Below are 23,677 nucleotides of genomic sequence, written 5' to 3'. Positions count from 1 at the left end.
CTTTCGTCACAAATCCTTGGAAAACCCCATGATTCATGGGGAAATCGGCGCTCCGCCTCCCCGGCTTCGGCGCCCACCCGCTTGAAAAAAGCGGTGTCGCCGTCCAGTCTTCCGGCGTCGTACGGCCCGTCAAAAAACCGGGGCCTGACGGCCAAAAGCCAAGCTACAAGGCAATTTTTGCCACAATCGAGGGCCAAGGGTGATGACAGGGATGTTCGCAGAATCGTTGAAGAGGGCAAGAAAGATGCGTTTTGTCATTGCCGCGCTCATGGCCACCGCCGGCTTGCTTTCGCCTTTATCCGCTCTTGCGGAAAGCGCCGACGTGGAAGCTACCATTACGGGTGTCGATACCGAGCGCCTCAGCCTCCAGCTCGATGACGGCAAGAGCTACCAGGCGCCTGAAGAGTTCAATTTCGAGGGCCTGAAGGCAGGCGTGAAGGTTCTGGTCTTCTACACGGAAGTCGATGGCAAACGGGTCATCAACGATCTCGAAATCGTACAGTAAAGCAGCGATCCGCCCTTCTCTCCGGGGGCGGCTCCTTCATTTCAGCGGTCAGATCCAGCCAATGGTCCCGCCGGAAATACGCAGAAGGCGATCCTGCGGGATCGCCGCAGACGCGGCCTCCTCGGCCTCCATTTCTCCAAAGAGCTTGAAAAGCGATCGGATGACACCGCCATGGCTGACGCACACGGTCGGCTTGGTCACATCCTTGAGCCAGGCGGCAACACGCCAGGACAGAATCTCATAACTCTCGGCATCGGGTCCCGGCGGGATGAAGTCCCATTTCACCGCGCGCCGTTCGGCGATTCTTTGCGGCGCCGAACGCTTGAGTTCTGGAAGCGTGTGCCCTTCCCAGTCGCCGAAGGAAACTTCCTTCAGCCGTTCGTCCGTCCGGTAGACGGTGGGATCGAGCCCCATCGCCAGCCTCACGCGCTCCATGGTCTCGCGCGTGCGGCCAAGCGGGCTCGCAACGAAGTCGAAATGCGCGGCGTCGGTGCCGAGGATAGCGGCAAGTGCTGCGCCATTGCCGGTCGCCTGCTGGCGACCGAAATCATTGAGCGGGATGTCCTTCTGCCCCTGGAGCCGGCTTTCGGCATTCCAGTCGGTCTGTCCGTGACGGATCATATAGATCAGCACAACATGTCTCCGGGCAGCAGGCCGTCGACCGAACCCGTGGAGGTTCGGTCAGTCCTTGATCACGGAGATATCGGGCGCGTCCACGGCCTTCATGCCGACGACATGGTAACCGCTGTCGGCATGGTGGACTTCACCGGTAACCGAACGCGACAGGTCGGAGAGCATGTAAAGGCCGACATCACCGACTTCTTCGATCGTTACGGTCCGGCGCAGCGGCGCGTTGTACTCGTTCCACTTGAGGATATAGCGGAAGTCGCCGATGCCGGAGGCAGCCAGCGTCTTGATCGGACCGGCCGAAATCGCGTTGACGCGGATGTTCTTCGGGCCGAGGTCGACCGCGAGGTACTTCACGCTGGCTTCGAGCGCAGCCTTGGCGACACCCATGACGTTGTAGTTCGGCATGACCTTTTCGGCGCCGTAGTAGGTCAGGGTCAGCATCGAGCCGCCATCGGTCATCAGCTTTTCAGCGCGGCGGGCGACCGAGGTGAACGAGTAGACCGAGATCTGCATCGTCTTGGCGAAGTTCTCGGGCGACGTATCGACGTAGCGGCCGGTCAGTTCGTCCTTGTCGGAGAAACCGATCGCGTGAACGACGAAATCGATCTTGCCCCAATGCTTTTCGAGCGTGTCGAAGACGGCGTCGATGCTGGCCTCCTCGCTGACGTCGCAATGGCCGGCCATGAAGCCGTCGATCTCGGCGAGCAGCGGCTCGACGCGCTTCTTGAGCGCGTCGCCCTGATAGGTCAACGCAACTTCACCACCCTGCGCGTGGATGGCCTTGGCAATGCCCCATGCGATGGAACGGTTGTTTGCAACGCCCATGATGACGCCGCGTTTGCCCTTCATCAGACCGGATGCCTGAGCCATGGTAAGTCCCCAATACTATTTCCAGCAACTGCCGGCGCCGTTGCCGATTCACAAATGTCGCAGACGCACCGCCGGAACGGGTGCGGCAAAATGTCGAGAATTGCCTATGGCATAGCCGCCGGAGTGGTTCAAGCGCGGCCGACATCAGGAACTGTTAGTCCCCGTAATATTGGTTCAAAGTGTCAGAGAACTGTCACAAACGGACCGTCACAGATAGAGTCCGTCGCGCTGCGACTTCATCAGATCGGTCACCTTCTCATCCGGCGTTTCATTCAGAACCAGGCGCAGCTCGACCAGGAGGTCGCCGTGGGTGCCGTAGCTTCCAGGCAGGCCGTGGCCCGTGAGACGGATGGTCTTGTCCGACCCGGACCAGGCGGGCACGACGACGGTCACCGGCCCGACTGGCGTTTCGATGCGCTCCTCGCAGCCGAGGACGGCGCCCTGAAGATCGATCGACAAGGTCGTCAGCAGATCAAGACCGCGGGTGCGGAAAGCGCCACCCTGATCGACCCGAAGCGTAACGACCACGTCGCCACGACTCATGCCGGTGACGCGATAGCCCTGTTCAGCAAGGCGAATGGTTTGGCCGTCGACGGCACCCGGGGGAATTTGAACCTTCAGGCTCTCGCCATCCGGAAGTTCGACTGTCAGGCGCTGGCGATTGATCAGATCCTCGATGCTGACGGCCAGATCAACGGCCAGATCGGGCACCTTCTCGGCGGTCTTCGCGGCCCGACCGCGGATGCGCCGGACGATGGCTGCGACGAGTTCGGCTGCGGGCGCTGCGGCGCGCTGCATGAACGGCGATTCCGCCTTGGCGGCGGCTTCTTGCGGCACCTCGCCCGCGGTTTGAGGCTTTGCCTCGGTTGTCTGAGCAGGCCGCTCCGGTTCCTTCGCCGCTGCCGGCTTCGGTGCTGGCTTGGGCGACGGGTTCGACGTGGGGTTCGATGACGGCCGGGCCGACTTGGCCCGCGCTTCCGCACCAAAAATCTGCGAGATGGCGTCCTCGGCGGTCTCCGCGTCGACAGGCGCCTCCTCCTGCACATTACCGCGCATCTTTGCCTTCATCGCCTCCATGCGACGTAGCTCGGCCTCGCGGCGCGCATAATCGTAGCGGCTCCTGAGCTTCGGATCGCGCAGAAGTTCGTAGGCCTTGCCTGCCTCGGCAAAGCGCTCGGCCGCGGTGGGATCGTCCTGATTATGGTCCGGATGCACGGCCTTTGCCAGCGAACGCCAGGCCGCCTTGATTTCGTCCTGGCCGGCATTGCGCCGGACACCGAGGATCACATAGGGATCACGCATGGCTTCTACCATCTTCTCTGATCGGCGGCCTCTCCCTGACGCCCGCCTCATGCCCCGATTGAAGGCGTCGTTGCCGCCCGTCCACTGAGCACCGATGATCCGGAGAACTTGCTAAATAGTGGTTAGCCGCAGCGGCGCCGCACGCTCTGGAATGAGCACCAAGGATGATCGTTCGCACCTTTAGAGAATTGTGGTTAATCGCCGATTTCCGAGCCTTGACTCAATCGCGCGGACCGAAGCTCGTCAGATACCAGGCGCCATCGCCGCCCTGGCACGTGCTGCCGTCGAACTTTGCGATACCCTCATAGGAATGGCGCGTCGTGGTGAAACGGCGGCAGAGCATGCCGCTCGCGCGGTCTTCCTGAATGCTGCTGATGACACCGGCACTGCCCGAAGTCGCATTGGCCCAGGGGATCGGGTTGATCATGCCGCCGCCTAGTTCCGCCGAAGTCACGGCATTGCGAACCATCACGGCGTCGGAGAGGCCATCGGACGTCTTGGCAACGGGAACGGTACCGGTGGAGACCGTGCGGTCGACGCTGCTGCCGAAGAGGTCGAGTCCCGCGCCCATGCAGCCGGAAAGCGCCAGGACCGGCAGGCAAATTGCCGCGCTACGCAGCAAGGCGAAGGAATACCCCTTCTTGGCGTCGATCCACTTTGCTATGTCTTGCACGGCAATCCTGTCAGACTCGCTGGAGCCGCACGTTTCTCGACAAGGTCAACATACAGGCTCCGACATTTTCGATGCGGAAATACCGGTCGGGCTCATCCCGAAGCATTTCCGCGCCAGACATCACGGCATTGGAACGCAATATGGCGGCGAATGAGTTAACAAGCGGTGACTTCACCGAATCAAATGAACCCTTTTCCCTGTTTGGCACATGGCTGAAGGACGCGGAAGGCAGCGAAATCAACGACCCGAATGCGGTCGCTCTCGCCACCGTCGACAGCGACGGATTGCCGAATGTCCGCATGGTCCTTCTGAAGGGCTTCGACGCGCGCGGCTTCGTTTTCTACACGAATTTCGAGAGCCAGAAGGGCCAGGAAATCCTTGGCGCGCGCAAGGCGGCCATGTGCTTCCACTGGAAATCCCTGAGGCGGCAGGTGCGCGTGCGCGGTCCGGTCGAGATCGTCACCGACGAAGAGGCGGACGAATATTTCAAGAGCCGGCCGCGCGGCAGCCGCATCGGCGCCTGGGCATCGAAACAATCACGCCCGCTTGAAGGCCGCTTCGCGCTGGAAAAGGCCGTCGCCGAATACACCGCCCGCTACGCGCTCGGCGAAATTCCGCGCCCGAGCTACTGGTCCGGTTTCCGGATCCGCCCGACGTCGATCGAATTCTGGCACGATCGTCCGTTCCGGCTGCATGATCGGTTGGAATTCCGCCGGGCAACACCCGAGGGCGGTTGGGAAAAGGTACGGATGTATCCGTGATTGGCCGCCGTTCAAGCGTCCGCTGCTGCATGTTTCCTTTGATCGTAGCCCATTGAAGGACGAAAAATGCAGCACTTCGAAATGCTGCAGCGACCATTGTGCGTCTAAGGCGCGCGGCGCTGCAGGCGGAAAGGGATGCCCGAGGCCAGTGCCGAGACGTAACGGGCCCGCTGGAAATGACCATTCAGCGAAATGCGCGGCAGCGCGTGAAGCCGGGAGTGGGCCCGTGCGGCTAACGTACCGGGTTGGGTCGTGACCGCGAGAGTGAAACCGAGATCGGCGACGATCCGATGGTCGCGCGGCGAGACCGCCGGTGCGTCGCCATAGGGATAAGCGAAAGTTAGGGGCCGGCGACCGGTGATAGCCTCGACACGCTCCGCCGACTCGCGGATCTCTCGTCTGGCATCCGCATCGCTCAGGCGTGCAACGGAGCGATGGCTGATCGTGTGGGCGCCGAGGCTTGCCAGCGGGCTTTCGATCAGCCGCCGCAACCCCGTCTCATCCAAAGTCAGCCGTTCGGTGATCGCCAGCGGATCGATGCCGTGTTCGATCGCTGCGGCGTTCAGCAATGCAATGGCCGTCGCCTCATCGCGGCCATGGACGAACGCCGCGACACGATGGAAAGCCGCCTGCCTTTCCGCTGTCGCGCGCGTCTGCAGTGTCTCGGCACCGCCGCCGAAGTCGAAGCGCAGCGTCTCGTTCGTCGAGAGCAGGTCGGCGAGCGTTTCCCACCAGAGCGTATGGGTGCGGTCGATGAAGCCGCCGGTGACGAAGACGGTGAAGGGCATCTGGTGGCGCTCGAACACGGGCAACGCATGCTCGAGATTGTTCCGGTAGCCGTCATCGAGCGTGAAACAGGCGATCGGCCCGCCCCCAGTGGCCAGCGCATCCGGCAACTGTTCGAGCGCGACGAAACGATTGCCGTCGCGCTTCAGCGTCGTCAGCGTCGCGTCGAGGAATTCCGGCGTGATCTCCAGATGGCCATTGGGATCGAAGGCACGCACAAGCTTCGGCCGGACATGGTGCAGCGTGAAGATCGCGCCCTGCCCGCGCGCGCTAGCCATCAGCCCGGCGCGGCTCAGTCCGCCGGCGACCTCCAGCCCGCCGGCGATCGCGGCGCGGCGAACAATCGTCCTGATCGTGTTCTTGATGGTCGGCCCCATGTTTCCCCGTGCGGCGCCAGAGCGTCGTTCGTGCCGCGCTCTGCAGGCTCCAAGGTTAACGAGGAGGGCGTTAAACCTTGTTGAACGAGAGAACATTTATCGCCCATTTACCACAACCTCGAAAACAGGGTAGAACTGTAACATTCAGCCCTAAAGTTGCAGCAAAGACACGGATCTTGTCACAAAACGAAACAGCATCGCGCCTGTGACCGATGGCGCTTTTTCGACGGGGATAGACATGAAAGCTCTGCGCTGCCTCCTGCTGGCAACCTTCGCATTCGCACTTGGGTCGGCGACAGCGGTCGCCGGGACCGCCTCGCTGGTGCTCGACGCGCGCACGGGCAAGGTTCTGTCGGCAGAAAATCCTGACGTCCTCAACCACCCGGCGTCGCTGACCAAGATGATGACGGTCTACATGGCCTTCGAGGCGCTCAAGCGAGGAGAACTCTCCTGGGACAGCAAGATCAAGGTCTCGAAGGCAGCGGCGGCCAAGCCGCCGATGCGCCTCGGCCTCAAGCCCGGCATGACCATCACGGTTCGCGAGGCGGTACTCGGCATGATCGTGCGCTCGGGCAACGATGCGGCAGCGGCCATGGCTGAGAAGCTTGGCGGCACGGAAGCCAACTTCGCGCGGATGATGACCGCCAAGGCGCGGCAGCTCGGCATGGGCAAGACGGTCTTCGTCAACGCCTCGGGCCTGCCGGCGAGCAAGCAGGTGACGACGGCACGGGAAATGTCGACGCTGGCGGTCGCGCTGATGCGCGACTTCCCGAAAGAGTATCAGCTCTTTGCGACCGAGAGCTTCAATTTCCGCGGCCGCAAGGTTCGCGGCCACAATAACCTGATGTATCGCTACGATGGCATGGACGGCATCAAGACCGGCTATACCAACGCTTCGGGCTTCAACATCGTCAGCGCCGTCAAGGACGGCAATCGCCGGGTGGTCGGCGTCGTGCTTGGCGGCAGAACGGCACGCAGCCGCGATGCCAAGATGGCGGCGCTTCTCGATCGCCATGTCGGCAAGGCGGCAAAGGGCGGACGGCAGCTCGTGGCGTCGACGCGCGGTGGCAAACCGGCCGAAAGTGCAGTGGAAGTGGCATCCGTAGCAACGGCCGAAGCTCCGATGCCCTACGCCGCGCCGCAGCGCGCCAAGCAGGATTCCGTTGCGGCGCTGATCGCAGCGACATCCGCGACGGCGATCCCCGCGGAACGGCCGACCGAGGTCACCGAGATCGAAAATACCGCGGCGACGCCCGTACCCGGCGGCTGGCAGATCCAGATTTCGGCGGCACCTTCGGCTGAGGCGGCGCGCATGCTGCTTGCCCAGGCGCGCTCCGAAGCGGGCGCTCCGCTCGCCGGAGCCACGCCCTATACCGAAGCTGTCGGCAAGGGCGCAAATGCGGTCTATCGCGCCCGCTTCGTCGGCTTTTCGAGCCGGGACGCTGCAGCGGCCGCCTGCAACGCGCTCAAGCAGCGCTCTTATGATTGCATGATGCTGCCGTCACGCGGCTGACGGCGGCGGCTCGACCACGCCGCTTTTCAATTGCGGTTTTGCGGACGCAATTGGCAAGCCACCAGTCGCATTGCTGCTCCGTGTCCAAGGAGCAGTCCTTCCTCGCCAGCATCCCCTTCGAACCGTCGTTCGTGGCCAGGCGTTGCGGTCTTCGGCGACAGAAAGGACAGCACGAAGACCGCCATCGCTCTCCTTATGCCTGCGTGCCGCCTACTGTGATCTGGTCCATGCGCAGGTGCGGCTGGCCGACGCCGACGGGCACCCATTGGCCGGCCTTGCCGCAATTACCGATGCCGGTGTCGAGTTTGGTATCGTTGCCGACCATGGTCACCCGCTTCATCGCGTCCGGACCGTTGCCGATCAGCATGGCGCCCTTCACCGGCGCGCCGATCTTGCCGTTCTCGATCAGGTAGGCCTCGGTGCAGCCGAAGACGAACTTGCCGGAGGTGATGTCCACCTGGCCACCGCCGAAGGAAACGGCATAGATCCCCTTCTTGACCGAGGCGATGATTTCCTCGGGCGTGCGGTCGCCGGAGAGCATGTAGGTGTTGGTCATGCGCGGCATCGGCACATGGGCGTAGCCCTGGCGGCGGCCGTTGCCGGTGGGCTGCATGCCCAACAGCCGGGCATTTTGGCGGTCCTGCATATAGCCGACGAGCTTGCCGTCCTCGATCAGCACGTTGTAGCCGGACGGCGTACCTTCGTCGTCGATGGAAATGGAGCCACGACGCGCCTCGATGGTGCCGTCGTCGACGACGGTCACGCCCTTGGCCGCAACCTGTTCACCCATAAGGCCGGCAAAGGCCGAGGTCTTCTTGCGGTTGAAATCACCTTCGAGGCCATGGCCGACCGCTTCGTGCAGCATGACGCCCGGCCAGCCGGATGCCAGCACCACGTCCATGGTGCCGGCCGGCGCGTCGATCGCCTCGAGATTGACCAATGCCTGGCGCAGCGCCTCATCGGCGCCCGTCTTCCAGTTTTCCTCCGTGACGAAATCGCCGAAGCCGCGGCGTCCGCCGGTGCCGTAGGAGCCGCTCTCCTGCCGGTCGCCGTCGCCGGCGACGACGGAAATATTGATGCGCGTCATCGGCCTGACGTCGTGGACGCGATGGCCATCGGCCCGGAGGATATCGACGACCTGCCAGCTCGCCGCGATCGAGGCGGTGACCTGGCGGACCTTCGGATCCTTGGCGCGCAGATAGGCGTCGATCTCCTGCAACAGCGCAACCTTCGCCTCGAAGCTCGGCTCGCCGATCGGGTTTTCATCGCCATAGAGCTTCTTGTTGGTACGTTGCGGCGCGGCGGCATAGGAGCCGGCGTAACCGCGCGTTACCTGCGCCACCGCATCGGAGGCTCGACGGAGGGCAGACAGGGAAAGCTCGCCGGAATGGGCGTAGCCCACCGCCTCGCCGGCGACGGCGCGCAGGCCGAAGCCCTGGTCGGTGTTGAAGCTTCCGCCCTTGAGGCGACCGTTGTCGAAGGACAGCACCTCGGCCTGGGCATGTTCGAGGAACAGTTCGCCGTCGTCGGCAGCGGCGAGCGTCTCCGAGAGAACCTTGCGGATCGTCGCCTCGTCGGCATCGAAGAGGCTCATCAGATCGGTGTTCATGTGCTGCGCTCCCGCATCAAGATATCTATGGCCCCCATTTAGGAAGGCCGCGGGTTCAAGCCAAGGAAAATCTCACCTAGAGCGGGATGAGGAGTGTGTGCGGTTTTCCTCATGCCACTCTAACCTATGAGAGACGATCACGATGATTTTTGGTCGATGAGACCAAAAATCATCGTGATCTAAAGCGCCGCGTTCCAGCCTTCGAGGCGCTCGACTCGATCGACGCCAGCAAAACGGGCGACACGGTCGAGCTCCGCATCGATGCGTTCCAGGCGGCCCGCCGACGCCCGGACGCCCTTCTCGAGCCAGAGCTTGCGGACGTCGAGGCTGCCGCGCTTGCGGTCCGCCTTCATGTCGATGCGGCCGATCATCCGATCGCCTTCGATCAAGGGAAAGACGTAGTAGCCATATTCGCGCTTGGCCTCGGGTACGAAGATCTCGATGCGATAGAAGAAGCCGAACAGGCGCTCCGTGCGGCTGCGGTCGCGCAGCAGCGGGTCGAAGGGGCTGAGCACCCGGACACGGCCCGGCGGTTCAGGAATATCACCTAGCGTTTCCGGAAAACCGGTGAAAGCAAAGGCGGCGCGCGGACGCCCACCATCGATCGCCTCGATCGCGACTTCATCGAGCTCGTCGCGATGCTCGGCAACCCAGGCCTTGGCTTCATCGGGAGACACCAGATCCCAGAAGGCGGCGATCTCGCCGTGGGTGGCAAAGCCCAGGCGCTCGAGCGCGCTGCGGCAGGCCCAGTCGATAAACTCCTGATGGCTGACGTCGCCATCCTGATGATGCGGCGGGATCACCCGCTCGGTCAGATCATAGACCTTCTGGAAATTCTCGCGCCTTGCGATCGCCAGCTTGCCCGTGCGCCAGAGCACTTCAAGCGCCGTCTTCGAGGGATGCCAGTTCCACCAGCCGCCGGACTCGTGTTCGGCTTCCTTGAGGTCGCGGGCGAGCACCGGGCCGCCCTCGGCGATGCGCTGATAGGTCTCGTCGCAGCCCTTTTCGAAGCCTTCGCCGCGCCATTTCCGCCAGCGCTCGACAATCGTCTCGCCCTCCCATTTGAAGCGATGCTTCCAGTAGCGGAAGAAGCTGCTCGGAATGATCGAGGCGTCGTGGGTCCAGTGTTCGAACAGATCGCGATCATCTTCCAGCAGCGCGGTCAGATGCTCGCGCCGATAGGTCTGGTTGCGGGCAAACAGGATCTGATGATGGGCGCGCTCGACCGTGGCGATGCTGTCCACCTGCACGAAACCGATGTCGTGGATGAGTTTGAGCAGCCCCTCCTTGCTGAGCGCACGGTTCGGCGCACCGGAAAGGCCCTGCTTGGCGAGGAAGATGCGACGGGCGTCGCTGTTGGAAAGGCGAATCGTCATGGCGACAAGAATAGGCTTTTATTCCCATAATTCAAATTGGAACAGGCTGAGGAAACGTGCGCCGTATTCCTTCCGCATCCCGCTCCTGCTCCAGACACCGCATTGCCCTTGTTGTCGGACTTGGCCTATAGAGCAACCCGAAAACGGCGCGAGCCGAAGACAGCGAGGACGGAATGGACATCCGCTTTACCGATTGCGCGGTCCGCTTCGGCGAGCGGGTGGCGTTGCACCCCCTGACCCTCACGCTCGGCGAGAGACGCGTCGGCATCATCGGCCTCAACGGTTCCGGCAAGACCACGTTCGCCCGGCTGATCAATGGCCTGGTCAAGCCTTCCTCGGGACGAGTCACGGTCAACGGGCTGAATACCGTCGAAGATGATCGCGCCGTGCTTTCCGAAGCCGGCTTTATCTTCCAGAACCCGCAGCACCAGCTCATCATGCCCATCGTAGCCGAGGATATTGCCTTCGGCTTGAAGAACCGCGGCCTTTCGCGCGAGGAAATCGATCGCCGCATGCAAGGCGCGCTGTCGCGCTTCGGCATCGAACATCTGGCACGACGGCGCGTGCATGAGCTTTCGGGTGGCGAGACCCAGCTCGTCGCCATGGCGAGCGTCGTCGTCACCGACCCGAAGATCCTCATCCTCGACGAGCCGACGAACCAGCTCGACCTCAGGAACCGGCGCCGGGTGGCCGCGGCAATCGATGAATTGCCGGAAGATACGGTGGTGATCACCCACGATCTCGCGCTCGTCGAGAAAGTTGACCGGCTGCTGCTCTTCCACGAGGGTCGGCTTGCCGCCGACGGCAACCCACACGAAACGATCCGCCACTACCACGAGATCGCCGGATGCTGACGAGCCTGCACATCGAGGGCGATAGCCTGCTGCACCGCCTGCCGGTGAGGTTGAAGCTCATTGCGCTCCTGATACTCAGCATCGTGCTTTTCCTCAGCGCGTCTCTTGCGCTTCAGGCAATCGCCTTCGCCATTGCCGCCGGCCTCTATCTGTCGGTCGGGCTCTCCTGGAAGGAGGCGTTCAAACGCGTCGGCTTCGTCTTCCTGACGATCTTCTTCCTGGCTGCCGTCAACCTCTTTCTCCTGCCGGTTGCCGAGGTCGCGGCTTTGACATTGCGCCTGATGGCGCTGGTGCTGTTCGCCGCCGCAGTCACGGCAACGACGACGATCAGCGCCTTCATGGACGAAGTCACCATCCTGCTGACGCCGCTCGAACGGCTGGGCTTGGTGCGGGCGGCGGATATCAGCCTGGCGCTGGGGCTCGTGCTGCGCTTCGTCCCGGATATCTTTGCGCGCTACGAGGCGATCCGCGAGGCCCATCGCGCCCGCGGTCTGCCCGTCAGGCCGTTGACGATCATCGGCCCGCTCATCATCCTGACGCTTAAGGATGCCGATACGATTGCCGCGGCAATTGACGCGCGCGGCTTTCGCCGTCAATAAATTCGCACCCACTAATACACAAGGGAACCGGACCCGCATGAATACCAGAGACCTCGTCCTCATCGCCCTCTTCGCCGCGATCGTCGTCGTGCTCGGCCTCATCCCGCCGATTACACTCGGCTTCATTCCCGTGCCGATCACCGCACAGTCGATGGGCGTCATGCTCGCCGGCTGCATTCTCGGCGCCAAGCGCGGGGCGCTTGCCTTCCTGCTGTTCCTGCTTCTGGTCGTCATCGGCCTGCCGGTACTTTCGGGTGGGCGCGGTGGCCTCGCGGTGATCGCCGGACCATCCGGCGGCTTCATCATCGGCTGGGTCGTCGCTGCTTTCGTCACCGGCCTCATTGCCGAGCGCATGGTGCGCGAGGGCCAGGCGGAGATGCGCCAGTTCATCGGCTTCTTCCTCGCCTCCGTTCTCGGCGGCATCGTCGTGCTCTATGCGATCGGCATGCCCTGGGTTTCGGCGGCTACCGGCACGCCGCTCCTGGCGGTCGCCACCGGTTCGCTCGCCTTCATTCCAGGTGACCTCTTGAAGGCTGCGATCGCGACGCTTGCCGCGCGCGCGGTCTATGCCGGCTATCCGCTGCTGCCGGTTCGCACCTGAGCCGATGCCGTTTGCCGCCGCGGTCAATCGCCACGCGGATGAACATCCGTACACCCCGGCCTTCCAAATCGAGGGCCGGGTCTTCACTTTTGGCGAGTTGCAACGCCTGGCCGGACAGCTTGTTGCAACATTCGACGAACTAACCGGAAGCACCTTGCATAGCAGCGTACTTGGCAACCGCTCGCGCCTGATCGCGCTGGAAGCCGGCAATCACCCGCTTTTCGCTGCCGCCTTTCTCGCCGCCACCAGTGCCGGCCACTGTGTCGCGCTGATCGATCCGCATCTGCCGGCCTCAACCCGAGAGGCCATGCGCGATCGCCTGTCTCCCGATCTCGTCATCAGCGCCAATGGCGCCGACCTGTCTCTGCAGGCTCCGGCAAGCGGCGAGACGCGATCCTTCCGCGAGACCGATGGCAAAGAGCGAGCGCCGCTTGCAGCCGGCGCCGATACCGAGCCATTTCTGATCGTCTTCACATCCGGAACGACGGGCACGCCGAAAGCGATCATCCGCGATCGCGGTTCATGGCGGCGGAGCCTCGCGACCGGTGAACGTTTCTTCGGAATAGACAGCGAGACCCGCACATTCGCCCCCGGCCCGCTGGCACACGGGCTGACGCTCTATGCGCTGGCCGAAACGCTCGTCGCCGGCGCCGAATTCATCGGCACCGCCCATTTCGACGCGGTGCGATCGCAGCGCCTCATCGAAGCGGGAGCGGTGAAGCGTCTCGTACTCGTGCCGACGATGCTGCGGCGGCTTTGCGCCGCCACCGGCGGCAACCGATACCCGTCCGTCACACAGATTACGGTCGCCGGTTCAAAGCTGACGACCAGCGATCGCGCCGATGCCGCCATTGCCTTTCGGGAGGCTGCCGTCATCGAATATTATGGCGCCTCGGAACTGGGTTTTATCAGCGTCGCCTCGCAGAACGACACCGCTTCGGCCACCGCCGTCGGCCGCGCCTTTCCCGGCGTCACGCTCAGCATTCGCAGTGACACGGGGAACGAAGTGCCTACAGGCGAAACGGGGACGATCTTCGTCGACAGTACGCTCGTCTCCGACGGCTATCTCGGCGACGCCGACGGTGCCGGTTTTCGCCGCCTTGGTCGGCTTGCGACGGTCGGCGACCTCGGCTTTCTCGACGAAGACGGCACGCTTCATCTGCTCGGCCGCGCCGGCGGCATGGTGCTTTCAGGCGGCAACAACATCTATCCGCAAGAGGTGGAAGCGACGCTGACCGCCCATCCCGGCGTACACGCCGCCCTCGTCCTCGGACTGGATCATCCGGATCTCGGCAGCGAACTCGTTGCCGTCATCGAGCCGGAAGGCAGCGCGTTTGACCGGGAAGCGCTTGAACGCCATCTTGCCGCCCACCTGCCCCGCTATAAACATCCGCGTCGCCTCTGGCTCTGCCGGAAGATGCCGATGACGCGCTCGGGCAAGGTGGCGGCTGGCCTACTCAGACAATGGATCGCGGACGAAAACGATGGCCTCGAACACATCGACTGATCCATCGCGCGTGCCGGTGATAATCGCGGCACTCAGAACGCCGATCGGCCGCGTCAATGGTACGCTTCGCGACGTCGAGCCATCGCGGCTGGCGGCGGCGCTGATTACCCGCCTCGTTGCGGATGTCGGGCTGGCAGCGACCGATATCGATGACGTCATTCTCGGCAACGCCGCCAACAGCGCCGGCAATCTCGCGCGGCTTGCAGCGCTCGAAGCAGGCCTGCCGGTTTCGACCCCGGGCGTCACCGTCGATCGCCAATGCGGATCAGGGCTGGAGGCGATCACGCTTGCGGCGCGCATGATCCAGGCCGGCGCGGGTCGATTTTATCTCGCCGGCGGCACCGAGAGCGCCAGCCGCGCGCATATCCGTCTGCGGCCGCCGCTGGAGCGTGGCGGCGAACTTGCTCCGGTCAAGCGCGCCCGCATGGCGCCGGACGAGATCGGCGATCCGGACATGGGCGTCGCCGCCGAGAATGTTGCTGTAGCCTGCGGCATTTCTCGGGAACGGCAGGACAGCTTTGCGCTTCAAAGCCATCGCCGCGCCGTGGAAGCCGAACTTGCCGGTCGCTTCCTCCGCGAAATCGTGCCTATCGAGACGGCGGCTGGTGTCGTGTCACGGGACGAATGCCCGCGCCCCAATGCGTCGATGGAAACGTTGCAGCGGCTGAAGCCGGTCTTCGTCGAGGGCGGCACGGTGACGGCCGGAAATGCCTGCCCGATCAACGACGGCGCCGCCGTGGCGCTGGTGACGAGCCTTGCCGAAGCGCAGCGGCTGGGCGCGCCCTTCGCGCTCGAATTCGTTGATGCGGCGACGGCAGGCGTCGATCCCAACCTGCTCGGTCTCGGCCCGGTTCTCGCAATGCAGAAGCTCAAGATGCGACAGCCTGCGCTCGAGCCGGCAAAAGTCGATTTCATCGAATTCAACGAGGCCTTCGCTTCGCAGGTGCTCGGCAGCCTCGACCAACTCGACATTCCGGCGGAGAGGATCAACCTCGATGGCGGCGCCATCGCGCTCGGCCATCCCTATGGCGCCTCGGGCGCGATCCTCACCGTTCGACTCTTCTCGCAGATGTTGACGGCGCCATCGGGTGCGGAGGGGCTGGCGATGATGGGCGTTGGCGGCGGGATGGGTATCGTCGCGCTGTTTCGCGCGGTTTGAATGCACGCGATTGCGGGCGACCATTGCCTCGCACTTTTCGCGGAATGGCGGTCGCTAGACAGAAAAGGCTGCCAGCCATTCCCGCGTCGCGGTCGGCAGCGGCAGCGGCGTGTGCCGTTGCGGATCCACCGCGACCCAGACGACCTCGACTTCCGCCACGAGCTGACCGCGTGCTTCGACCTTGACGGCAAAGCTGATCGAGCTGCCGCCGATCTTCGCCACGTTGACCGTGAAGCGCGCCGGCTCGTCGTAGCGCAGGCCGCGGTGATAGACGCAAGCAGAGCGGCGCACGAGATAGCTCGGTTCGTTCACCACATGCGGGCGATGGCGCCACAAACTGGACAGAGCGGCTTCGGCGTGGGCGTAGTAGGCGGCATTGTGCATATGGCCGTGCATGTCTATATCGCGAAACGGAATACGAATTTCCGTGACGTTCTCCAGTTCCCTGCCGTCCATGCGAGGCTCCCTGACGATGCGCTCCACCCTCGTTAGACAGTTCGGCGACCCCCGGCAAGTAATTGCGCTTGTCGATGCTGAACGTATGGCCCCCGCCGCCGGTGAAGTCGAGGTGGCACTTTCGCTTGCCGCCATCAACCCGTCAGACCTCATCCCGGTGACCGGCGCCTATAGCGCTCGCACCAGCCTGCCCTTCGTGCCGGGCTTCGAAGGCTTCGGCACGGTGACGCGCGTCGGCGCGGGCGTCACGTCGCTGAAACCCGGCGACCACGTGGTTCCGATCGGCGCCAGCGGTCTTTGGCAGGAGTATCTGATCAGGCCGGCCGAATGGTGCTTCGCCCTGCCCGACGACATCAGCGAGACCGACGCGGCGACCTGCTACGTCAACCCGCTGACGGCGCTGCAATTGATCGCGGCGCTGCGCGGACATTTCGGCTCACTTGACCGACGCCGCATCGGCGTCACAGCCGCCGGATCCGCAATTGGCGGCATGCTGATGAAGCTGCTTGCCGGCGAAGGGGCGGAGGCCACCGGCATCGCCCGCAGCCAGCGCAGCGCCGAGCGGCTCGCGCGTGAAATTCCCGGCCAGATCGCGCTTGGAGACGAACAGCGCCTGCCGGATCTCCGCTTCGACGCGATCATCGATGCCGTCGGCGGTCCTTTTGCCGGCGACCTTATCCTGCGAACGCTCGAACCCGGCGGCGCCTTCATCCAGTATGGCGCGCTGAGCAACGTCCCGGTCCCGCAGGCGGCGATCCAGGCCCGGCCGGACATCCGCTTCTCCTTCCTGTGGCTGCGCACCTGGGTGCATTCGGCCGGGCGTGCGGCGATCGAAGCCGCTTTTGCGAAGAGTTTCGAAGGCTTGCGGAGCGGCCTCTTCAGGAGCCGCATCGCCGAGATCTATCCGCTGAGCAGGCTCGATGCGGCACTGGCCCATCAGGCGGATTCCGGCCGCGACGGGAAGCTGCTGCTTGATCCGCGCTGTTGAAAATTCCGCCTTTCCGCCGCCTTGCCATGGACCTTGACACGTTACAGCACTAGTTTCCCGGCATGACCACGTTCCTCTACGAAAACCCAGTCTTCCTGGAACACGAGGTTCCGGAGGGACATCCCGAGCGGCCGGACCGGCTGAAGGCGCTGAACATTGCGCTCGAACATCCGAACTTCGCCGATCTCAAGCGGATCGAGGCGAAGAAGGCGAGCGAAGACCTCGTCCTGCTCGCCCACCCGGAAGAGCACCTGACCGCCATCCGGCGCGCCATTCCGGAGGAAGGCCTCAATCATTTCGAGGCGGACACCTATGCGAGCCCCTCAAGCCTCGACGCGGCGCTGACCGGCATCGGCGGCGCGGTGGCGGCGGTTGACGCCGTCTTTACCGGCGAGACCGACAACGCCTTCGTGGCAGCGCGACCACCGGGACACCACGCCGAGAAGAACAAGGCGATGGGCTTCTGTCTTTTCAACACGGTGGCGATCGCCGCCCGATATGCCCAAAAGGTTCACGGCGCCGAGCGCGTCGCGATCGTCGACTGGGACGTGCACCACGGCAACGGCACCCAGAACATCTTCTGGAACGATCCGTCGGTGCTCTTCTGCTCGACGCATCAGATGCCGCTTTATCCCGGCACCGGCGCCAAGGACGAGACAGGCGTCAAAGGCAACATCGTCAACGCGCCACTCTCGCCGAACAACGGCAGCGAGCACTTCCGCGAGGCGTTCCGCACCCGCGTGCTTTCGGCACTCACCAATTTCCGGCCGGACTTCATCCTGATCTCGGCCGGCTTCGATGCGCATCACCGCGATCCGCTGGCGCAGATCAACCTCGTCGCCGAGGATTTCGACTGGGCCACCGGACGGCTGCACGAGATCGCCGATCGCAGCGCCGGCAACCGCATGGTCAGCCTGCTCGAAGGCGGCTATGACCTTCAGGGCCTGGCCGAATCGGCCGGCCTGCACATTCTGAGACTGATGAGAGGGTAACCATGAACACCACCACGCAACCGGACGTTTCCGCCCTCTCCTTCGAGCAGGCCGTCGAGGAACTGGAGCGGATCGTCTCGGCGCTGGAACGCGGCGACGTGGCGCTCGACAAGTCGATCGAGATCTACGAGCGCGGCGAGGCGCTGAAGAAGCATTGCGAGGCGCTCTTGAAGGCCGCTGAAGACCGCATCGAAAAAATCCGGCTCGACCGCGCCGGCAAGCCGCAGGGCGTGGAGCCGCTCGACGCCGACTAAGCCATCAATCTGCCTGGAGCGTCCTTCACGCGCTCATCTGAATGCATGGCGCTCCAGCAGGATTGACCGCCCCGCGGAAACGCTGCGTATCGGCCTGGTCTCTAGCCGCCTCAGAGTGCAGGCGTTAGTTATTGAGGCGACAGCAAAAAACGGGAGCACGCGCATGTCCTTCTTTCCAGGCCCCGATCCATTGGCCGGCGACAAGCCCGCCTGCGACGCTATCGAACACCTGATCGTTCCGCGCACCAGCGATATCGGCGGGCTGCAGGTTCGGCGCGCGCTGCCGACTGCGAAGCGGCGCCTCGTCGGACCCTTCATCTTCTTCGACCGCATGGGACCGGCGCTGTTGCGGGCCGGCGAAGCGATCGATGTGCGCCCGCACCCGCATATCGGCCTTTCGACCGTCACCTATCTCTTCGACGGCGAGATCAAGCACCGCGACAGCCTCGGCACCGAGATGGTCATCCGCCCCGGCGACGTCAACCTGATGACCGCGGGCCGCGGCATCGTACATTCCGAGCGTTCTCCTGAAAACCAGCGCGGCCATGCACGCTCGATCTCGGGCCTGCAGACCTGGCTGGCGCTGCCCGACCACAAGGAAGAGATCGACCCGATCTTCAGCCACACCGAGGAGCGGGCACTGCCGCATATGAGCGACGACGGCATCAAGGCGCGGGTGGTGATCGGCAATTTCGAGGGCGCCAAGTCGCCCGTCTCGGTCTTCACCGACACCATCTACGTCGATCTCAACATCGCGCCAGGCAAAAGCGCCCCCTTCGCCGCGCAGTGGGAAGAGCGTGCGCTCTATATTCTCTCCGGCGAGGCGATCATCGCCGGCGACCATTTCGCCGAAAACCAGTTGCTCGTCTTCCGCCCGGGCGACGAGATCACCGTGACCGCCGGGCCGCAGGGCTGTCACGTCATGCTCTTCGGTGGTGCCGCGCTCGGTTCGGCCCGCCACATCTGGTGGAACTTCGTCTCCTCGTCCAAGGAGCGCATCGACAAGGCGAAGGAAGAGTGGCGCACCGGCCGCTTCGACATCGTGCCCGGAGACGAGGAAGAATTCATTCCGCTGCCCGAAGGCTGATTTCGACCAAAAGTAGAGGCGGGAGGAGTGCATAAAACCGCGCAACATTGCCTCATCCCGCTTGAATCGATTTCGATTCACAGAATCATGCGCTAGTCTCTTGGTCGACGACGCAGGAACGCCTAATTTTGCATTCAGCAACGATTGCGTCTAAAGAGCCGCTTCGACGGTACCACTAACTATCGCGCGCCTAATCCCGCGGCGCGCATGAGGCATGCAGCGTGACACAACTGCCAACCAATCCGATGCCGGCTACTCCCTTGCTCGACAAGGTGACCTTCCCCGACGATCTGAAGAAGATCGACGACAAGGACCTGCCGCAGCTTGCCGGAGAAGTCCGGGCGGAGATGATCGACGCGGTGTCGCGTACCGGCGGCCACCTCGGCGCGGGCCTCGGTGTCGTCGAGCTGACGATTGCCATCCACAAGGTGTTCAACACGCCGCATGACCGACTGATCTTCGATGTCGGCCACCAGTGCTATCCGCACAAGATCCTGACCGGCCGCCGTGACCGCATCCGTACGCTTCGCCAGGAAGGCGGCCTTTCCGGCTTCACCCGTCGCGCCGAGAGCGAATACGATCCCTTCGGCGCCGCTCATTCCTCGACGTCGATTTCCGCCGGCCTCGGCATGGCCGTCGCCGCCGATCTCGACGGCGAGAACCGCAACGTCATCGCCGTCATCGGCGACGGCGCGCTTTCGGCCGGCATGGCCTATGAGGCGCTGAACAATGCCGGCGCGCTCGACGCGCGGCTGATCGTCATCCTCAACGACAACGACATGTCGATCGCACCGCCGACCGGAGCGATGAGCGCCTATCTGGCGCGCCTTGCCTCCGGCCGCACCTATATGGGCATCCGAGAGGTCGGCAAGAAGCTGACCGCCTATCTCGGCAAGACCGTCGACCGGGCGATCACACGCGCGGTGGAACACGCCCGCGGCTACGTTACCGGCGGCACGCTCTTCGAAGAGATGGGCTTCTACCATATCGGCCCGATCGACGGGCATTCCTTCGACCATCTGCTGCCGGTGCTGCGCAACGTGCGCGACAATGCCAAGGGGCCGGTGCTGATCCATGTGGTGACGCAGAAGGGCAAGGGCTATCCGCCGGCGGAAGCCGCCGCCGACAAGTATCACGGCGTCAACAAATTCGACATCATTACCGGGGCCCAGGCGAAAGCCAAGCCAAATGCCCCCGCCTATACCTCCGTCTTTGCCGATGCGCTGACGCAGGAAGCGAGCCTCGACGACAAGATCGTCGCCGTCACTGCCGCCATGCCCTCCGGCACCGGTCTCGACAGGTTCGCCAAGGTCCATCCGTCACGCTGCTTCGACGTCGGCATTGCCGAACAGCATGCGGTGACCTTCGCCGCCGGCCTCGCCGCCGAGGGATACAAGCCGTTCGCGGCCCTCTACTCGACCTTCCTGCAACGCGGCTATGACCAGGTGGTGCATGATGTGGCGATCCAAGGCCTGCCGGTGCGCTTCCCGATCGACCGCGCCGGCTTCGTCGGCGCCGACGGACCGACCCATGCGGGTTCGTTCGACACGACCTATCTCGCGACGCTTCCCGGTTTCGTGGTGATGGCAGCCGCCGACGAGGCGGAATTGAAGCACATGGTGCGCACCGCCGTCGCCTATGACGGCGGTCCGATCTCCTTCCGCTACCCGCGCGGCGAAGGCGTCGGTGTCGAAATGCCGGAACGCGGCCAGATCCTGGAGATCGGCAAGGGCCGCATCGTCAAGCAGGGATCGAAGGTGGCGCTGCTCTCCTTCGGCACCCGTCTTGCCGACTGCCTGATGGCGGCCGAAGATCTCGATGCCGCCGGCCTCTCGACCACGGTCGCCGATGCGCGCTTCGCCAAGCCGCTCGACCATGACCTCATCCGCCAGCTTGCCCGCCACCACGAGGTGCTGATCACCATCGAGGAAGGCGCCGTCGGCGGTTTCGCCAGCCATGTGCTGCAGTTCCTCGCCGAGGACGGCCTGCTCGACGGCGGCCTCAAGGTGCGCCCCATGGTCATGCCCGATATCTGGATGGAACAGGCCAAGCCCGAGGCGATGTACGCCGCCGCCGGCCTCGACCGCGCCGGCATCGTCTCGACCGTTTTCAAGGCGCTCGGCCAGAAGCAGGATATCGGCATCGGCGCTGCCGGCTAATCCTCCAACACGAAGGTCACCTCACGCCTTGGGGCGCCGACCGTAAGCGCGACGCAGTTCATCCTTCGCGTCTTCCAGAATTTTCTTCCTGTCGTCCGGCAGGTTTTTGCCCGCGCGATTGACATAGAAGGTCAGCATCGACATGGCAGACCGAAAGGGCTCGGCCTTTCGCCTCCTGCTTCTGTCGGCAGAACGCTTCAGCGACGCTGCGATCTCCTTCGCATCCTCCTTTTCGAACAGGTGAGGCTCGAGTTCGAGAGCGTTGCTGTGGCGCGTGACGTCTCGGGACCACTGTTTCTGGCTGCGGGTCATCGCTTCTCCCGTTTGCTGGCTCGGCTGCCTCGCAACCTGGAGGCAACTTGGAGCGAACTCAAAATGAGCGGCAATGTTCCAAACCGCGCTTATCCGTGATCTGGAGCCGGCCTCCGAGCGCGGGGGGCTTGCCATTACAGCGGCAAATCGCCATGAGAAACGCATGTCAGAAGAACGCCAGAACGAAGAACACAGAAACCGGGTCCGCCTCGACCAGTTGCTGCTCAATACAGGATTGGTCGCCAGCCGCGCCCGCGCCCGCGACGCGATCCAGCGCGGCACCGTCAAGGTTGACGGCCGCACGGTCAACAAGCCGTCGTCGATGTTTGCCGAAAGCGTGACGATCACCATCGATGATCCGGCGCAGGACTATGTCTCCCGCGCGGCGCTGAAGCTCGTCGCGGCGCTCGATCACTTTGCGCTGGATCCCGCCGGCGAAAGCTGTCTCGACATCGGTGCCTCCACGGGCGGCTTCACCGAAGTCCTCTTGAAGCGCGGCGCCGAGCATGTCGTGGCGGTCGATGTCGGCCATGGGCAAATCCACCCACGCATCGCCGACGACGAGCGTGTCACCAGCATCGAGGGTCTCAATGCGCGCGCGATGACGCCCGAAGACATTGACGATCGCGAGGTCACCTTCGTCGTCTCGGATGTCTCGTTCATCTCGCTGAAGCTTGCCCTCCCTCCGGCGCTCGACATGGCGCTTCCCGGCGCACGCTGCATCCTGCTGGTAAAGCCGCAATTCGAGGCGGGTCGCGACGCGATCAGCAAGGCCGGCCTGCTCAAGGATCCCGACAGCGCTCCGGCCGTTGCTGCCGAACTTGAGCGCTGGCTCGTGGAGGACATGGGCTGGCAGAGCCTCGGCCTCATCCCCTCGCCCATTGCCGGCGGCGACGGCAATGTCGAGTTTCTACTGGCGGGGAAGAAGCCATGAGCACCGAGACCGTCAGAATCAACCGCCTTGGCGCCCAGGGCGACGGCATTGCCGAAGGCCCCGATGGGCCGATCTATGCGCCTTTCACGCTGCCCGGCGAGAGCGTGGCGCTGGCGGTCAACAAGTCGCACGGGACGCTGATCGCGCTGAAGGAGCCTTCCGCCGAGCGCGTCGAGCCGCGCTGTCGGCACTTCGGGCCTGACGGTGTCAACGGCACCTGTGGCGGCTGCACGATGCAGCACGCCTCGGATACGCTCTATCAAGAGTTCAAGCGCGATCTCGTGATCGCTGCCTTGAAGTCGAAAGGGCTGAAGCCGGAGATGGCGCCACTGATCGTCGCCCATCCCGGCCAGCGCCGCCGTGCGGTCTTCACCGCCCGCAAGACCGAGAAGGAACTGCTTCTCGGCTTCAACCAGGCGGAAAGCCATCACATCGTCGCGATCTCCGAATGTCCGATCGCGAGCCCGGGCATCGTCACGAAGCTCGCAACGATCGCCAGGATCGGCGCCGCCATGGCCGTCAACGCCGAGCCGTTTCGTATCACCGTGCTCGAGACCCTTTCGGGCCTCGACCTTGCCGTCGAAGGCATCAAGAAGCTCGATGACCGCGAACGCCGCCGCACGGTCGAGGCCGTCCTCGGCGAGCGCGGCATCGCCCGCGTCAGCCTGAATGGCGAGATCATCGTCGAACCGGTGAAGCCGTTGATCGATTTCGGCGGCGTTTCCGTTTCGCCGCCGCCGGGCAGCTTCACGCAGGCAACGGCCGAGGCCGAGGAGGCGATGGCGAAGCTGGTGCTTGATCACCTCGGCAAGGCCAAGCGCGTCGCCGATCTCTTTGCCGGCTGCGGTACCTTCGCACTGCGCATCGCGCGCAAGGCGCGCGTGCATGCGGTCGAAGGCGAGGACAAGGCGCTGAAGGCGCTCGATTTCGCTGCGCGCAACACGCAGGGACTGAAGCCGGTGACCGTGGAGAAGCGTGACCTGTTCCGCCGTCCGGTCATGGCGCAGGAGTTGAAGGTCTACGACGCGATCGTCTTCGATCCGCCGCGCGCCGGCGCCGAGGCGCAGTGTCATGAGATCGCCCGCTCCGGTGTCAAGAAAATTGCTGCCGTGTCCTGCAATCCGGTCACGCTGGCACGCGATCTTTCCATCCTTACGGCTGCAGGCTACCGGATCACTTCGGTGACGCCGATCGACCAGTTTCTCTGGTCGGCCCATGTCGAGGCGGTCGCGACGCTCGAGAAATGAGAGACGGCCGGGAGGCCAGTCTGCTGTCTGGCCCTGTCCGGCACCATCGCTCATCTTCTCCGCCACGGGTTGAGCCCGATGAGGACAGGAGCGGCACACAAAAAACATCAATGAGAAAGGCCCGGT

General features: G+C 63.9%; 24 protein-coding genes. 15 read left to right on the top strand and 9 right to left on the bottom strand.

Annotated features, from left to right (window positions below):
* Positions 1-244 precede the first annotated feature (244 nt).
* Positions 245-505: a DUF1344 domain-containing protein gene (locus tag AC1Z3V_RS21565; RefSeq protein WP_113538088.1), complete on the top strand. Its 261-nt coding sequence runs from the start codon at positions 245-247 to the stop codon at positions 503-505.
* A 48-nt stretch (positions 506-553) separates the two neighbouring features.
* Here the strand turns inward: AC1Z3V_RS21565 and AC1Z3V_RS21560 are convergent, their stop codons facing one another.
* From AC1Z3V_RS21560 to AC1Z3V_RS21545, 4 genes are all read right to left on the bottom strand, one after another.
* Positions 554-1,138 (bottom strand): histidine phosphatase family protein, encoded by a 585-nt coding sequence (locus AC1Z3V_RS21560; RefSeq protein WP_429807752.1) that lies wholly within the window; start codon positions 1,136-1,138, stop codon positions 554-556.
* Positions 1,139-1,186: 48 nt separating this feature from the next.
* Positions 1,187-2,005 (bottom strand): enoyl-ACP reductase FabI, encoded by an 819-nt coding sequence (gene fabI, locus AC1Z3V_RS21555; RefSeq protein ID WP_483501604.1) that lies wholly within the window; start codon positions 2,003-2,005, stop codon positions 1,187-1,189.
* Positions 2,006-2,212: 207 nt separating this feature from the next.
* Positions 2,213-3,319, bottom strand: a complete 1,107-nt coding sequence (locus tag AC1Z3V_RS21550; RefSeq protein WP_483501603.1) for a DnaJ C-terminal domain-containing protein — start codon at positions 3,317-3,319, stop codon at positions 2,213-2,215.
* Positions 3,320-3,527: 208 nt separating this feature from the next.
* Entirely contained in the window at positions 3,528-3,980 is a 453-nt protein-coding gene (locus tag AC1Z3V_RS21545) for an RT0821/Lpp0805 family surface protein (RefSeq protein WP_173515824.1), read from the bottom strand.
* A 71-nt stretch (positions 3,981-4,051) separates the two neighbouring features.
* Here AC1Z3V_RS21545 and pdxH point away from each other — a divergent pair, with 71 nt between their 5' ends.
* The gene (pdxH, locus tag AC1Z3V_RS21540; protein WP_483501601.1) at positions 4,052-4,741 is read left to right on the top strand and encodes a pyridoxamine 5'-phosphate oxidase; all 690 of its coding nucleotides are present in this window, start codon (positions 4,052-4,054) and stop codon (positions 4,739-4,741) included.
* A gap of 104 nt (positions 4,742-4,845) precedes the next feature.
* On the opposite strand, the gene AC1Z3V_RS21535 is transcribed toward pdxH, so the two are convergent.
* The gene (locus AC1Z3V_RS21535) at positions 4,846-5,904 is read right to left on the bottom strand and encodes a polysaccharide deacetylase family protein (RefSeq protein WP_483501599.1); all 1,059 of its coding nucleotides are present in this window, start codon (positions 5,902-5,904) and stop codon (positions 4,846-4,848) included.
* Positions 5,905-6,142: 238 nt separating this feature from the next.
* Here AC1Z3V_RS21535 and AC1Z3V_RS21530 point away from each other — a divergent pair, with 238 nt between their 5' ends.
* Positions 6,143-7,417, top strand: a complete 1,275-nt coding sequence (locus tag AC1Z3V_RS21530; protein WP_483501598.1) for a serine hydrolase — start codon at positions 6,143-6,145, stop codon at positions 7,415-7,417.
* 193 nt (positions 7,418-7,610) lie between these two features.
* Here AC1Z3V_RS21530 and tldD read toward each other — a convergent pair whose 3' ends face one another.
* Both tldD and AC1Z3V_RS21520 read right to left on the bottom strand, forming a co-directional pair.
* A complete protein-coding gene (gene tldD / locus AC1Z3V_RS21525) occupies positions 7,611-9,026 on the bottom strand; it encodes a metalloprotease TldD (protein WP_483501597.1) in 1,416 nt (471 codons plus the stop codon).
* Between the two features lie 179 nt (positions 9,027-9,205).
* Positions 9,206-10,402 (bottom strand): winged helix-turn-helix domain-containing protein, encoded by a 1,197-nt coding sequence (locus AC1Z3V_RS21520; protein ID WP_483501596.1) that lies wholly within the window; start codon positions 10,400-10,402, stop codon positions 9,206-9,208.
* A gap of 173 nt (positions 10,403-10,575) precedes the next feature.
* On the opposite strand from AC1Z3V_RS21520, the gene AC1Z3V_RS21515 reads away from it, so the two are divergent.
* Genes AC1Z3V_RS21515 through AC1Z3V_RS21495 form a run of 5 tightly spaced genes read left to right on the top strand, consistent with a single transcriptional unit; the run spans position 10,576 to position 15,122 of the window.
* Positions 10,576-11,256, top strand: a complete 681-nt coding sequence (locus tag AC1Z3V_RS21515; protein WP_483501594.1) for an energy-coupling factor ABC transporter ATP-binding protein — start codon at positions 10,576-10,578, stop codon at positions 11,254-11,256.
* Positions 11,250-11,855 carry an energy-coupling factor transporter transmembrane component T family protein gene (locus tag AC1Z3V_RS21510; RefSeq protein WP_483501593.1) on the top strand — a complete coding sequence of 202 codons (606 nt, stop codon included), beginning with the start codon at positions 11,250-11,252 and terminating at the stop codon, positions 11,853-11,855. The genes AC1Z3V_RS21515 and AC1Z3V_RS21510 overlap by 7 nt, the downstream gene beginning before the upstream one ends.
* A 37-nt stretch (positions 11,856-11,892) precedes the next feature.
* Positions 11,893-12,456 carry a biotin transporter BioY gene (locus AC1Z3V_RS21505; RefSeq protein ID WP_483501592.1) on the top strand — a complete coding sequence of 188 codons (564 nt, stop codon included), beginning with the start codon at positions 11,893-11,895 and terminating at the stop codon, positions 12,454-12,456.
* 4 nt (positions 12,457-12,460) lie between these two features.
* The gene (locus AC1Z3V_RS21500; protein WP_483501590.1) at positions 12,461-13,963 is read left to right on the top strand and encodes a class I adenylate-forming enzyme family protein; all 1,503 of its coding nucleotides are present in this window, start codon (positions 12,461-12,463) and stop codon (positions 13,961-13,963) included.
* Positions 13,941-15,122: a thiolase family protein gene (locus AC1Z3V_RS21495; RefSeq protein ID WP_483501588.1), complete on the top strand. Its 1,182-nt coding sequence runs from the start codon at positions 13,941-13,943 to the stop codon at positions 15,120-15,122. Before AC1Z3V_RS21500 ends, AC1Z3V_RS21495 begins: the two co-directional genes overlap by 23 nt.
* Before the next feature lie 54 nt (positions 15,123-15,176).
* Here AC1Z3V_RS21495 and AC1Z3V_RS21490 read toward each other — a convergent pair whose 3' ends face one another.
* Positions 15,177-15,578, bottom strand: coding sequence for an acyl-CoA thioesterase (locus AC1Z3V_RS21490; RefSeq protein WP_483501586.1), 402 nt, complete (start codon positions 15,576-15,578; stop codon positions 15,177-15,179).
* Positions 15,579-15,594: 16 nt separating this feature from the next.
* Between AC1Z3V_RS21490 and AC1Z3V_RS21485 the strand changes: the two genes are divergently transcribed.
* The 5 genes from AC1Z3V_RS21485 to dxs all read left to right on the top strand — a co-directional run bounded on the left by AC1Z3V_RS21485 (position 15,595) and on the right by dxs (position 21,058).
* Positions 15,595-16,566 (top strand): zinc-dependent alcohol dehydrogenase family protein, encoded by a 972-nt coding sequence (locus AC1Z3V_RS21485; protein ID WP_483501585.1) that lies wholly within the window; start codon positions 15,595-15,597, stop codon positions 16,564-16,566.
* A 62-nt stretch (positions 16,567-16,628) separates the two neighbouring features.
* Positions 16,629-17,558, top strand: a complete 930-nt coding sequence (locus AC1Z3V_RS21480) for a histone deacetylase family protein (RefSeq protein WP_483501583.1) — start codon at positions 16,629-16,631, stop codon at positions 17,556-17,558.
* A gap of 2 nt (positions 17,559-17,560) precedes the next feature.
* A complete protein-coding gene (locus tag AC1Z3V_RS21475) occupies positions 17,561-17,812 on the top strand; it encodes an exodeoxyribonuclease VII small subunit (RefSeq protein WP_043619815.1) in 252 nt (83 codons plus the stop codon).
* A 163-nt stretch (positions 17,813-17,975) separates the two neighbouring features.
* A complete protein-coding gene (locus AC1Z3V_RS21470; protein WP_429807706.1) occupies positions 17,976-18,899 on the top strand; it encodes a pirin family protein in 924 nt (307 codons plus the stop codon).
* A gap of 245 nt (positions 18,900-19,144) precedes the next feature.
* Positions 19,145-21,058, top strand: coding sequence for a 1-deoxy-D-xylulose-5-phosphate synthase (dxs, locus tag AC1Z3V_RS21465; RefSeq protein ID WP_483504128.1), 1,914 nt, complete (start codon positions 19,145-19,147; stop codon positions 21,056-21,058).
* A gap of 21 nt (positions 21,059-21,079) precedes the next feature.
* Here the strand turns inward: dxs and AC1Z3V_RS21460 are convergent, their stop codons facing one another.
* On the bottom strand, positions 21,080-21,370 hold the full coding sequence (locus AC1Z3V_RS21460; RefSeq protein ID WP_483501581.1) for a DUF3175 domain-containing protein: 291 nt from the start codon (positions 21,368-21,370) through the stop codon (positions 21,080-21,082).
* Positions 21,371-21,533: 163 nt separating this feature from the next.
* On the opposite strand from AC1Z3V_RS21460, the gene AC1Z3V_RS21455 reads away from it, so the two are divergent.
* Positions 21,534-22,304, top strand: a complete 771-nt coding sequence (locus AC1Z3V_RS21455; RefSeq protein WP_429807703.1) for a TlyA family RNA methyltransferase — start codon at positions 21,534-21,536, stop codon at positions 22,302-22,304.
* Positions 22,301-23,551 (top strand): class I SAM-dependent RNA methyltransferase, encoded by a 1,251-nt coding sequence (locus tag AC1Z3V_RS21450; protein ID WP_483501579.1) that lies wholly within the window; start codon positions 22,301-22,303, stop codon positions 23,549-23,551. Before AC1Z3V_RS21455 ends, AC1Z3V_RS21450 begins: the two co-directional genes overlap by 4 nt.
* Positions 23,552-23,677: the final 126 nt, after the last annotated feature.

Source organism: Ensifer sp. 38_S197 (assembly GCF_056924495.1).
Note: the sequence above shows the minus strand (reverse complement) of the source record. Positions and strands in the feature narration are given on the sequence as shown.